At 66.1% G+C, this 12,399-nt stretch carries 11 protein-coding genes, 1 tRNA gene and 1 pseudogene; 6 read left to right on the forward strand and 7 right to left on the reverse strand.

Annotation, left to right across the window (positions count from 1 at the left end):
• Window positions 1-9 precede the first annotated feature (9 nt).
• Window positions 10-843 (forward strand): hypothetical protein, encoded by an 834-nt coding sequence (locus tag VMD50_RS15700; RefSeq protein ID WP_325428662.1) that lies wholly within the window; start codon window positions 10-12, stop codon window positions 841-843.
• A 42-nt stretch (window positions 844-885) separates the two neighbouring features.
• On the opposite strand, the gene VMD50_RS15705 is transcribed toward VMD50_RS15700, so the two are convergent.
• Window positions 886-1,827: a class I SAM-dependent methyltransferase gene (locus VMD50_RS15705; protein WP_325428663.1), complete on the reverse strand. Its 942-nt coding sequence runs from the start codon at window positions 1,825-1,827 to the stop codon at window positions 886-888.
• Between the two features lie 125 nt (window positions 1,828-1,952).
• On the opposite strand from VMD50_RS15705, the gene VMD50_RS15710 reads away from it, so the two are divergent.
• Complete coding sequence (locus VMD50_RS15710; RefSeq protein ID WP_414686084.1) at window positions 1,953-2,993, forward strand: phosphotransferase family protein; 1,041 nt, start codon at window positions 1,953-1,955, stop codon at window positions 2,991-2,993.
• Between the two features lie 86 nt (window positions 2,994-3,079).
• On the opposite strand, the gene VMD50_RS15715 is transcribed toward VMD50_RS15710, so the two are convergent.
• Window positions 3,080-3,496 (reverse strand): hypothetical protein, encoded by a 417-nt coding sequence (locus VMD50_RS15715; protein ID WP_325428664.1) that lies wholly within the window; start codon window positions 3,494-3,496, stop codon window positions 3,080-3,082.
• A gap of 28 nt (window positions 3,497-3,524) precedes the next feature.
• On the opposite strand from VMD50_RS15715, the gene VMD50_RS15720 reads away from it, so the two are divergent.
• Entirely contained in the window at window positions 3,525-4,145 is a 621-nt protein-coding gene (locus VMD50_RS15720) for a hypothetical protein (protein ID WP_325428665.1), read from the forward strand.
• Between the two features lie 47 nt (window positions 4,146-4,192).
• Window positions 4,193-4,735 (forward strand): GNAT family N-acetyltransferase, encoded by a 543-nt coding sequence (locus tag VMD50_RS15725; RefSeq protein WP_325428666.1) that lies wholly within the window; start codon window positions 4,193-4,195, stop codon window positions 4,733-4,735.
• A gap of 93 nt (window positions 4,736-4,828) precedes the next feature.
• On the opposite strand, the gene VMD50_RS15730 is transcribed toward VMD50_RS15725, so the two are convergent.
• The 3 genes and pseudogenes from VMD50_RS15730 to VMD50_RS29865 all read right to left on the reverse strand — a co-directional run.
• On the reverse strand, window positions 4,829-4,975 hold the full coding sequence (locus tag VMD50_RS15730; protein ID WP_325428667.1) for a hypothetical protein: 147 nt from the start codon (window positions 4,973-4,975) through the stop codon (window positions 4,829-4,831).
• A 585-nt stretch (window positions 4,976-5,560) separates the two neighbouring features.
• On the reverse strand, window positions 5,561-6,016 hold the full coding sequence (locus tag VMD50_RS15735; protein WP_325428668.1) for a hypothetical protein: 456 nt from the start codon (window positions 6,014-6,016) through the stop codon (window positions 5,561-5,563).
• Window positions 6,017-6,055: 39 nt separating this feature from the next.
• Window positions 6,056-6,229 (reverse strand): annotated as a pseudogene (locus VMD50_RS29865) (TetR family transcriptional regulator); the annotation flags it as partial.
• A 57-nt stretch (window positions 6,230-6,286) separates the two neighbouring features.
• Here VMD50_RS29865 and VMD50_RS15740 point away from each other — a divergent pair.
• Window positions 6,287-7,600 (forward strand): glycosyltransferase, encoded by a 1,314-nt coding sequence (locus tag VMD50_RS15740; RefSeq protein ID WP_325428669.1) that lies wholly within the window; start codon window positions 6,287-6,289, stop codon window positions 7,598-7,600.
• A gap of 457 nt (window positions 7,601-8,057) precedes the next feature.
• Window positions 8,058-11,288, forward strand: a complete 3,231-nt coding sequence (locus VMD50_RS15745; RefSeq protein WP_325428670.1) for an ATP-binding protein — start codon at window positions 8,058-8,060, stop codon at window positions 11,286-11,288.
• Window positions 11,289-11,324: 36 nt separating this feature from the next.
• Here VMD50_RS15745 and VMD50_RS15750 read toward each other — a convergent pair whose 3' ends face one another.
• Window positions 11,325-11,936, reverse strand: a complete 612-nt coding sequence (locus tag VMD50_RS15750) for an adenylate/guanylate cyclase domain-containing protein (RefSeq protein WP_325428671.1) — start codon at window positions 11,934-11,936, stop codon at window positions 11,325-11,327.
• Between the two features lie 325 nt (window positions 11,937-12,261).
• Window positions 12,262-12,334, reverse strand: a tRNA-Arg gene (locus tag VMD50_RS15755).
• Window positions 12,335-12,399: the final 65 nt, after the last annotated feature.

Below are 12,399 nucleotides of genomic sequence, written 5' to 3' on the forward strand. Positions count from 1 at the left end.
CGAGCTGTCGTGGCTGACACCCTGTTCGCTGACGTCTCCGAATTCCAAGTGCCCGTGAATGATTCGTATCCGTACCAGGTGCTTTCGATCCGCGTCTGTGACGGAACCTATCAAGATCACAACTTCGCGGCCAACTATGCCTGGATGCGCGGCGCTTTGGACAGCGGACGAATGACCTTCGGGATCGTCTACACCTATGTGCGGCCCGATTGGCTGGACAACGCCAACACGGTGCGCGCGATGATCGATGCCGGCGGCGGCTTGCATCCGCGCGTCGCGCTGATGCTCGACGTGGAATCGGGCGGCAACCCGCCCGGGGACGGTTCGAGCTGGATCAACGCGTTGTACGGCAACCTGGCCGACTATGCCGGTGATCCCGCACGAATCATCGGTTACGCCAACGCTTATGACTTCTCCAATATGTGGCGGATGCGGCCCGGGGGCTTGCGGGTCATCGGGGCCGGCTACGGCTCCAACCCGGACCTCCCGGGCCAAGTCGCGCATCAGTACACCGACGGCACGGGCTTCAGCCCGAATCTGCCCCAGGGGTGTCCACCGTTCGGCAACTGCGACATGAACTCCGCCGATGGGCTGACACCGCAAGAGTTTGCCGCCGCGTGCGGCATCAGTACGAACGGAGGATGGTTGATGGCACTCACCGACGCCGAGCAAGCCGAACTGTTGAGCAAGGTCCGTGACATCTGGGACCAACTGCGCGGGCCCGACGGCGCAGGCTGGCCGCAACTCGGTCAGAACAGCCAGGGCCAGGACCTCACACCGGTCGACGCGATCGCGGCGATCAAGCAGGACGTGGAGGCAATGCGGGCGACTGCGGGCGGCTAGTCGCCCGCGCCGGTTCCGTAACCCGCTGTGCCGCGACCTATTTCACCCTCGCCGCCGCGCCGACACATACAGCGTCGGTGGCATCACCTGCTCGGTGCCCTGCGGGACGCTGCGTCCGTAGCGAGCCATCAGCTCGGGGAACGTCGCCGTCGACACGTCCCAGCCGTGCTCGCGCAGCCAGGCGTCGACGGGTGTGCGCTCCTCGGGATACCAGAGGTCGTCGAAGTCGGTGATCTCGGTGTTGACCAGCTTGGCGGCCGCGGCCCGCATGCGCTGCATGTCCTCGCGCTGGCGCCGGACGAGGTCGGGGTCGGTGAATCCGGCGCCGGGCACGTTTGACGCCAGCCAGCTGCCCGGGGCGCTGAGGGAATGTATGCGCTCGAACAACAGGTCCTGGGCCTGCGCCGGCAGGTAGCGGACTAGCCCCTCCGCCGACCAGACCGCCGGTCGCGACGGGTCAAAGCCCGCTTCCCGCAGCGCCTTTGGCCAATCCTGGCGCAGATCGATCGGCACGTTGACCAGCCGCGCCTTCGGGTCCGCGCCGTGCTCGCGCAACGTGTTGGACTTGAATTCCAGCACCTTGGGCTGGTCGAGCTCGTACACCACCGTGCCGTCGTGCCATGGCAGCCGCCAGGTGCGCGCGTCCAGGCCGGCGGCCAGGATCACCACCTGACGGACGCCGGAGTCGGCCGCGCCGAGAAAGAATTCGTCGAAATACGCTGTGCGGGTGGCCATGAAGTCGATCATCAGTTGTATCCGCGCCTGCACCTCCGGCTCCAGCTCGACCGCCTTGGCCAGCAGCTTGGGGTCCGCGTAGATGCTCCACATCCCCTCGCCCGCGGCATCCACGAAGACGCGCGCGAACGGGTCGCTGATGAGCGGGTTCGTGCTCTCGGTCTCGGCGGCACGCGCCGCGGCAACACCCAGTGCGGTGGCTCCCACGCTTTGAGTGATGTCCCAGGAATCGTTGTCGGTACGCGGCATCGCCATTTCCCTTCCAGCCCCGAAGTCCATTAGTTCCGCACACTATTGTTCCAGCCTCCCGCTCGACTCGCCGCCCGTCGCCGGTGACCTAGGCTTCTTCCCATGACGCGTACGCCGGCGGCGGCATGAACGTGGATCACGTCGACCTCGAGGCCGTAGCGGAATGGATGTCCGAGCAGGGACTCGGAGAGGGTCCGCTCGAGGACGTCGCCGACGTCACCGGCGGCACGCAGAACGTCATGCTGCGCTTCACCCGGGCGGGCCGGCCCTACGTGCTGCGGCGGGGACCCCGGCATCTGCGCCCGCGCAGCAACAGCGTGATCCTGCGGGAAACCAAAGTCCTTGCGGCGCTGGCCGGCTCCGACGTGCCCCACCCGCACCTGATCGCCACGTGCGACGACCCGGGCGTGCTCGGCGACGCCATCTTCTACCTGATGGAACCGGTCGACGGGTTCAACGCCGGCGAGGGGCTGCCGCCCTTACACGCGGGTGACCCGCAGGTGCGGTTCGGGATGGGGCTGTCGATGGCCGACGCCCTGGCGAAACTCGGCGCCGTGGACCATGTCGCCGTCGGGCTGGCCGACTTCGGGAAACCGGCCGGCTTTTTGGAGCGTCAGGTACCGCGCTGGCTCTCCGAGCTCGAGTCCTATCGGGAGTACGAGAACTACCCCGGGCCCGACATCCCCGGAGTCGGGCAGGTCGCCGCCTGGCTGGAGCGCCGCCGACCGACGACCTGGACCCCCGGCATCATGCACGGCGACTACCACGCCGCCAACGTCATGTTCTCCCGCGCCGGGCCGGAGGTCGTCGCCATCGTCGACTGGGAGATGTGCACGATCGGTGACCCCTTGCTGGATCTGGGCTGGCTGCTGGCCACCTGGCGCCAGCCCGACGGATCCAGCGTGTTCAGCCACGCCCTCGGCGGCCAGGACGGGCTGGCCAGCACCGACGACCTGTTCCGGCGTTACGCCGCCAACGCCACCCGCGACCTGTCCAATATCACGTGGTACACGGTGCTCGCCTGCTTCAAGCTCGGCATCGTGATCGAGGGCACGCTGGCCCGGGCCTGCGCGGGCAAGGCCGAAAAGGAGGTGGGCGACCAACTCCATGCGGCCACGGTGCATCTGTTCGAGCGAGCGCTGACGCTGATCGACACACAACCCTGACCTACTAACATCTCCCCTCGTGCCGCCCTACCCCGAGAATCCCGATTTCTACTCGAGCCGACCCGGGCCGCCGGGTACGGCGGTTATTACGACGAGCCGGCGCCCGAGCCGCCCGAGCCCCCGACGCCCTGGTATCGCCGCCCCTTGGCGCTGGTCGCGGCCGGCGCAATCGGGGTGATAGTGCTCGGCCTCGCGGCATATGCGGTGGTCAAGCTGGTGGCCGCTTCCCCCGCGCCGCAGGCTCCGAGCACCACCACGACGCCCGTTCCCACCACAGTGACGACCACGGCTGCGGAGCCACCTCGCCACCACGGAGGCGGCGGAGGCGCGCCGACGCAGACCGTCACGGAAACGGCCCCGCCGCCGAGCACCGACACGCCTACGACGACCGTCCCGTCGAGCACGGTCACGGTTTCGCCCAGCACCGAAACCAGCACGGTCACCCAGACCGTGACCGTCCCGCCGCGGCGGCCGTTCGAACCGCGCCCATAGTCAAGACACATCGGCTGTTCGGCGGTTAGCATCCGAGGCGTGGACGTGGGGGACTCTGTCAGGCATTCACTCGACCATTGGGAACGGCGCGAGTGGGATGCGGCGATGGTTCATGCCGGCAACGCCGTCGATGCAACCGCGAGGAAGCGCTATCCGCAGCTGGGGGTGGCAACCCGGTTCAAGCGGACAATCCGCGACTCGCTGGACATCTTCCGGGTGATGGCGGCCCCGGGTATCGACTTCGACCAGAGCCGCTTTCCCATCGCCGTGAAGTCGGACATGCCCGACGGCCGTCCCGACATCGCCGACGTCTTGTACGGCGTTCACCGATGGAGCCACGGCCACGACGACGAGCTGCCCCGGGGATTCGAGCTGACCCCCCACGGGCCTCAGCCCCAGCAGATCCGCATCTGGACGACCGGGAGGATCCAGCTCCCCGCGTCGGTCGCGATCGGCCTGTTGGCGATCGTCGTGTTCGCACCGGAGAACAAGGGTGAGGCCATACCGGACGGCTATCAGCTCAGCTGGTACCAGTACGTCTTCATCATCTGCCTGTGGTGGGGTTGGCAAGATCACTTCCGCGAGATCATCAGGGCCGCCCCGCTCCCGCAATCGACGTTGGACTTCTCCGAGTTCTGGGACGACTGGACGCCGGTCTGAGCCGGTCGCGGGGAAGCCGCCCGAGGGCGGACTGAAAGACTGTCGGCATGCAAGCGAGGATCGGCCTTGTGCGTCCGGCTGTCCCCCAGGATGCGGCCGCCTGCGTGGCGATATACCGCCCCTACGTTCTGGACACGGCGATCAGTTGGGAAGTTGAAGTCCCGACCGTCGACGAGATGGCTGCGCGCATCACCGCGGCCCGCGAGACCCACGAATGGCTCGTCCTCGAACACGATGAACGGGTCATCGGCTACGCCTACGGGCACGCCCTTTATCGCGTGGCTTCTTACCGATGGTCGGCTCAGACCGGCATCTATGTCGACGCTGACCATCATCGCGCGGGCGGTGGCCGCGGACTGTACACGCGACTGCTGCGCCGGCTCGCAGAGCGCGGCTACCGGCGGGCCATCGCCGGCATCACCCAGCCCAACGAGGCCAGCAACGGTTTTCATCGATCCTTCGGGTTCCAGGAGGTCGGCCTGTACCGGCGGGTCGAATGGAAACTCGGCAAGTGGCACGACGTCGCATGGATGCAACTCGATCTGCTCGGCGACGCCGACCGGGACGCCCCGGCCGGCCCGATCACCTAGTTGGGTAGACCCGCTTTACCGTGCGCACACTACGACCCGGGACGGGCATCGCCATGGACGCGCGTCCGTCCCGAGCCGGGAAGGTGTAAGAAGCTAGCGCCCGCCCCCGGCACCGCCGCCGAACCGGCCACCGCCGGCGCCGCCGCCGAAGCGACCACCGCCGGCACCGCCGCCGAAGCGACCACCGCCCGCGCCACCACCGACAAGGTCCATCGTTTCCGCACTGCTGATCGTCATCATGAGCCGAACGTTATCGCCGAATACCCGCGGCCACAACCAACTCCGGCTTAACGGTTCAGCTGACTGGCGCGCGCAGCTGAGCTGATGCGCGCCCGAAGGGATTCGAACCCCCAACCTTCTGATCCGTAGGCACGGGCGGATTGTGCGACAAGGCATGATACGAGTTCAATTGTCGTGTAGTTGAGGGTGTCTGGAAGCCTGATTGTCGTCGTCGTTGTCGTCAGAACTGTCGTCACCTCGGTACGAAACAGTGACACTCCCCCCGCTTCCCTCATACCCGGCTGGCGAGTCCCCGTTACTGAGTCCGCACGGATTTAGAGTCGGTTGTGGCGCTTGCGGATTTCGTTGATGCAGCGGGCCACCGGGTGATTGTGTACCTTCAGCACGTAACTTACTCGGCCGGCGTGGGGACGGACGCTGCGGCCAATGGCGGTGGTTAGGCTCGCGTTCGACTTCGCCCGGGCCACTCGACCTTCGAAGAGCTGTTCCATCGATTGCAGGCAGCGGATTTGACGCCCTCGTCCCAAGATCATGACGTATCGATGCAAGACGAGGTATACGCGTGCGCGGCCGCTAGGAGGATTGTCAATTCGCCTGCGGCGGTAGGAAGACCGCCTCTGCCAGCATGCGTCGAAGCCATGTTCGGTAGGCGGCGACGCTCCAACCGTCGCGGTGGGTGATCTGCAGGTAGGTTTCCACACTGGCAAGCACCACGGTGGTCTCGACGAGCTCATCGAACGGAACGTCCACACGCAGCCATCCGCGGCCACGATAGACATCGAGGATTCGTCGTATCTGCAGATTGACGCTCGCAAGAGTGTCTGATAGGTACCGATCCAACTCCGGGTCGGAGCTGGCAGCGCCGATGAGCGCCAACGCCAGGTGTGCGATTCGTTCAAACATTTCCGAATGCATCGCAGCGAGGGCATCCGCCGCCTGCGTGCAGTTGTCGACGGCCAGCATTCGGCGGCCGACATCCAGGTTGAAGACGTTCTCCTCCCCGCTCACGCCCAACGCCGCGTATTCGACGGCGGCGATCATGAGAGCAGCCTTGGGCCCGTGGCCTTGGACAGTTTCGGCGGAGACACCAGCGGCGGCCGCGATTTTCGCGAAGGTGGTGCGCGCGTAACCCTCAGCGGCGAAGAGCTGCGCCGCGGTTGCGACGACCCGCGACCGCGTCTGCTTCGCCTGCTGCTCGCGCAGTGTTGATCGATACGACCGCGAAGTCTTGTCCGATATTGACTGCCGTACCATAGTAATGAATACTATTAGAGCATAATCAAGGTGACGGGCAAGCCCCGGAGGGCAACAGTGTCATCCATCCTCATCGTCAGCGTGCCCTTCCACGGTCATATCACACCGTTGTTGACGGTCGCCGAGAACTTCGTCAACCGCGGTGACGACGTGCGCTTCATCGCCGGCGCGCGCTTCGCCGACAAGGTCCACGCCACGGGTGCGTCGTATGTACCGCTGCCGACCGAGGCCGACTTCGACGATCGGTCAATTATCGGGAGCTTTCCCGAGCGCGCTCGATTGAAGGGCATCAAAGCGATCGCCTTCGACATCGAGCACGTCATCGCCCGACCCGCCACGGCCCAATACGAGACGCTCATGGCTGCCCTTGCGGCCCGTCCCGCCGACGCCATCCTGGCCGAACCGCTTTTCCTCGGCGCCGCGTTCCTGCTGGCGCATCCGCGTTCGACGCGTCCGCCGGTCATCTTTTGCGGCATCGCCCCGTTGCCCGTCGAGAGCCGCGATACCGCTCCCTTCGGGATGGGCCTGCCGCCGGCCCGCATACTCAACGGTCCCCGCAACATCGCACTGGCGTCGCTGAACCGCCAGGTTCTGCGACGGCCGTATCAGGTCATCGACGACCTGCATCGCGAGGTGCACGGCACCCCCATGCCGGGCACATTCGTCGACTGGGGCCGCCGGGCCGACGCGCTCGTGCAGTTCAGCGTGCCCTCGTTCGAATACCCCCGGTCCGATGCGCCCCGCACGCTGCATTTCGTCGGGCCGCTGTCTGCCACCGGCTCGCAGGCTCCGCTACCGCCATGGTGGGCCGATCTCGACGGGAGCCGACCCGTCATCCACGTCACGCAGGGCACGCTTGCCAACACCGACTACGGGCAAGCCATCGCGCCCACGTTGGATGCGCTAGCCGGAGACGATGTTCTCGTCGTGGTCGCAACAGGCGGTCGCCCACTGGACACGCTGCCCCCGCTCCCTCCCAACGCCCGCGCAGCAACGTACCTGCCCTACGACGAATTGCTCCCCCGCACCGCGGTTTACGTGACCAACGGCGGCTATGGCGGCGTCCAGTACGCGTTGCGGTACGGCGTGCCGATCGTTGCCACCGGCGGCAAGGAAGACAAGCCCGAGGTAGGCGCTCGCGTCGCGTGGTCTGGCGTCGGGCGGCGTATCAGGAGCGAACGCCCAACACGCCGCGCCCTGCGCCGTGAGATTCTCGCGGTGCTCAACCAGTCGCATTACCGCCAAGCCAGCCGGCGCGTGGCCGCCGACATTTGCGCAGCCCCCGGCTTCGCCGGTCTGGCCGACATCGTTGATCGCTTGGCCGCCAGCCCGACGCGATCGGGACCCGAAAACACTGTGACACCTCGATGAGCGGCGGCGACCATCCCTGTTGCGACCGGCGAGGGCATTTCGCGTGGTGGTCAGCCCGCGTTAGTTGATCTCGCAGAGCGCAGGGTGGTGGATGTGCGTGCATCGGGCAGCGTACTCGGCCGGGGTCAAGTACCCAGGGTCGAATGGCGGTGCCGTGGTTGTGCTCGTTCTCGAAGTCGCCGATCACCACGCGGGCCTCGAACAGAGTGTTCCAGTGGTTACGGTTAAGGCACTTTTTGCGCACCACCAGCCCGCCGAGACCGCAACGAGCTTTCCCGACAGGTGGCGGGCATGGCCGAAGCGACCAACGTCACCCACACCCCAACGGTGCGCATCAAGCTGCGATATTGCTAGGCGCTACAACCGGGCGGAGCAGCCGGCCGTACGCCTGACGCCGAAAGCGCCGACTATCTCGTTCTGGCTATGTCGACAAGTGTTCGGATGACAGGATATTGACGTGAGCGATGGTGGGCTGGGTCCCGCGCGCGAGGCCCGCCTTGCCGCTGGTTCGTCGATCGATGACCTGCTGGATCAGGCGGTGGCAGCGATCAACCGCGGTGATCGGGTAGCCGCCACCACGCTGGCCGACCACGTGCTGACCGTCGACCATGGGAATGCTGAAGCCGAGGATCTGCTCACCGCCCCCAGCGATGTTGGTGAAATCCGGCGCTTGGCGATCTTGTATTTGGACTTAGTTGATTCCGCGGTGTTGGCCAGCCACGCCGAGCTCGATACCTACGGGCTGCTGGTGGGCCGCTACCGCGACCTGGTGCTAAATATCGTGAATCGCTTTGACGGCTATATCGGCTCCCCGACGGGTGAGGGCCTCCTAGCGGTATTCGGTCACCCGAGAGCCCACGAGGACGACGTACGTCGGGCGGTGCTGGCGGGGTTGGAAGTGACCCGCGAGGTAGCGCGTCTTGGTGAGCAGGTCCGGCGCCGCTTCGGGGTGGAGATCGCTGCGCGGGCGGGGGTACATCGTGGACTCGTCTATCTGGACACCGCCCAAAATGATGTCTACGGTCTGGGCGCCAACCTGGCTGCGCGAGTGTCGGGTCTGGCCCAACCCGGAACCGTCGTGATTTCGGACGCTGTGGCGCCGTTGATACGTAGCACCTTCGAGTTAGAGCCGTGCGAACCAGCCGCCGTCAAGGGAGTCGCAGAGTTGATCGCCCACCACCGGGTGCTGGGTGAGCGAGCGACGCAAGCGAATGTGATGCACACCCCCCTTGTGGGCCGCGACCGCGAGTTTGCGCGGTTACAAGACATTTGGGCGCACGCTCAAGCCGGCACCTTGACGACCCCGGGGGTGGTGTTGCGTGGCGAGCCGGGGATCGGCAAGTCTCGGCTGGCGGCCGCCGCCGCCGGACTAGCCGAGGACTCGGGAGCGGTGGTGTTGGCGTTGACGGGATCGGCGTTGCACACTGACGCCGGTTTGCACCCAGTACGCAGCCTGCTCGAACAGCGTTGCGGCATCAGCAGACTTACCCCCCACGGTCAGCGGCTGCGGCTCCTCGAAGCCGAGCTAATGGCCCGCGGACTGGATACGGCAAGCACTGTGCCGTTGCTGGCACCGGTGCTGAGCATCGCGCCGGAACACGGGTACGACCCCGCTGCCGCAGAGGGACGCAAACTCTATCAACTGATCGGACAAGCAGTTCTGGACTATCTCCTGGCCTGCGTTGGCGAGAGCCCGGGCATGGTGGTGGTCGAGGATGCGCATTGGTTCGACCCGTCCACCATCGAAAGACTTGGGTCACTCCTGGATGCTGCCGAGGGCCGGCTGCTCGTGGTGGTGACGGGACGCCCCGGCCCATGGCTGCCCGCCGATTGGCCAGTGAAGGTGATCGACCTCGGCCCATTGACGAGGGACGAGGCCGACAACCTTATCGTCGCCCTCGATCCTAATCTGTCGGCACGTGCTCGGGCGGCTGTGGCCGACCGCTGCGACGGGGTGCCGTTTTACATCGAGCAGGTCGTCGGCGGGCTCACGCAGACCGGGGTGCCGGAAGGTTTGTACGAGCCCTTGCTCGCCCGGCTGCGGGCGAGCGCCAACGTGGTGCCGGTTGTGGAGGCGGCGGCGCTCATCGGCCGCCAGCTAGACCGCGGCCTGCTCGGCTCCGTGGTCGACCTCAGCGACGATGTACTCGACCGCGTCCTCGGCGAACTCGAGGAGGCGCGGGTGCTCGAGCCGTGGGGGACAGGCGGTTGGCGATTCCGCCACGAGCTGCTCCGCGAGGTCGCCACGGAGTTGGCGCCGCCGAGCGTGCGGCGCAGCCTGCACGCCAAGGTCGCCGACGCCCTGGTGAGCGGCGCGGGTGGGGACCCCGACTGGCAGTTGGTCGCCACGCACTACGAGCAGGCGGAGAACACCGGCGAGGCGGTGTCGGCGTATCAACAGGCATCGGCGGAGGCGCGACGTCGCGGCGCCCTCACGGAGGCCCGCGGCTATCTGACTCGGGCCCTTGTCCAGATCAAGAAGCAGGTGCCGGGGCGTGCCCGCGACGTGCGGGAGGTGGCGGTGCGCCTGGAGCGTGGGTTCCTCGCGACCGCCGCCGAGGGACCGCTGAATCAGGCCACGGCGGCCGATTTCGAGGAGTGCCTGCGGCTGGGCGGGACGGATGTGCGCGACGACGAAGTTGTTGCCACGCTGCTCGCACTGGCCGGGTACTACTTCGCCGTTGGGGATCTGCCCCGTTCCGCCCGGGTGCTGACGTCGTTGCACGCGGGAATGAACGCCGGGCGGGAGTACTTCCGGCCCGTGGTCGAAGCCGCCATGGGCATCGGGGCGTGGATGAACGGTGGATTCGCTGGCGCGCGTGAGCAGATGGAAGCGGCGACGGCGGAGTTCGCCGCGGCGGGCCACCACACGCTTGAGGCGCTGTGGTTCGCGCCGACCGACCCCATGACCATGGCGCACGGAATCCTTAGTCTCGACCGGCTTGCGGGCGGAGACCTCCGCGGCGCCGAGGCCGAGCTGCTGCGGGCCGCACGCCGGGCTGACGAACTCAGCTTCCCGCAAGGCCCGTTCAGCTTGGCTTTCGCGCGCTTCTTCGAGATTTGGATACGCATCGAGGCGCACCAACTAGATCGCGCCGCCACCCTCGCCGCCGAACTGGTCGACCACGCCGATCGGCACGGCTTCGAAGTGTGGGCACTGTGGGGCGCTGCTCAGCGAGCCATCGTCGACGCCATGGGTTTGATCTGCGCCGACGACACCAACGCCGACCTGCTGTCGGTTTACATTGCGCGCGCGGCCGAAGTCGTGAAGACCGTCCGCGGCGCCGGATTGACCGTATTCATCACGTTGTTCGACGGTGCCCTCGCACAGCTATTGACCGCCGTCGGTCGTCGCGAAGAAGCTCGCGCCCAGCTGGATATGGCCATTAAGCTGGGCCGCGACATCGAAATGTGTTTCTACGAAGCCGAGCTGCTGCGCCTTCGCGCGCATACCCACACCGACTCCGTTGCCCGTCGTGCGGATCTGGCTGCCGCCCTTGGCATTGCCCGCCAACAGGGTGCCGACCTGTACGAACTTCGCACCACTCTCGATGATTTCGAACTACGCGGAGAACCCGCACGTGCAGCGCTCGTCAATGTGGTCGGCCGGTTCGCCGCCAATAGCCCACTGCCGGAACGAAAGCGTTATCTGTCGGTCCTGACGTCATCCACACCGCAGCCGCAGTGACGCGCTGCTGGGGTCAGGCAGGGCATCCGAATGTATTCACGCAGCCGGCGCGCGCTCACTCAGCACTCGGTAGTAGATGATCGGCTCTTTTAAGCCCTCGACCGCCACTGGCGGGCGCGCTTCCAACTCAAAGTCGTTACTTATCAACGTCTCGACCGCATCCGAGACAACAACTGCGCCCGGTGGTGCGAGGCCCGAGATCCGGGTCGCGACATTGGCCGCCGACCCGTGGAAGTCGCCGTGGGCGGTGTCCAGATACACCAGACCCCAGTGCACCCCCACCCGCACATTGACGCCGAAACCGAATCGGCGTTTCGACTGATCACTGAGCCGGGACACCTCCCGCGTGATCTCCAGCCCGGCGTGTACCGCACGGCTCACATCGTCTTCGTGCGTAATCGGATGACCGAAGACCGCCAGCAACCCATCACCCTTGGTGGAGCCGATATGCCCGTCATACCCGCTCACGATGCGCAGCACCCGTTCGCGGTACCGTCCTACCACCAAGCGATACGTCTCGGGCTCCACCTGGGTGGACAGCGCCGTCGAATCCACCAGATCGGCAAACAACATCGCCAACCCCCGGATCTCACCAGCATCTCCAGGGTGTGCCAACAAGTCTTCGGCACCGGCCGGACCGTCAATCACCTCGATATCGTGTCACCATCTCTGCACGGCGGACTGGATCGCGACGACTCCCGGCGACCTCCGCGGTACCGAGGCGTCAAGCATCAGCCGAGGGCGCTGACGACCATGGCGCCTCACCGCGGGCATCGAATGCGGAAACCCACAAGAGATCGCTCCTGCGAACTTGCTGCGGTCTCGAGAAAAGTCAGCCGCTCGCCCGTGAGCGGATGTTCGACGGAGCACAGGTCAGGTGTCGTCGGGTGCACAGTCAGGTGCTCAGTTCACCGTCGTCAAAACGGCACAAAGCGCACTTTCAAAAGTCAAGAAAAGTGGCTTTGACCTGCAGCGCGCCCGAAGGGATTCGAACCCCCAACCTTCTGATCCGTAGTCAGATGCTCTATCCGTTGAGCTACGGGCGCCGGTCTTCAGTTGTCACGCGTGGCGGAGGCGAGAGGATTTGAACCTCCGGTCCCCTTTGAGGGGG

The organism is Mycobacterium sp. (genome assembly GCF_035506235.1).
Lineage (GTDB): Bacteria > Actinomycetota > Actinomycetes > Mycobacteriales > Mycobacteriaceae > Mycobacterium.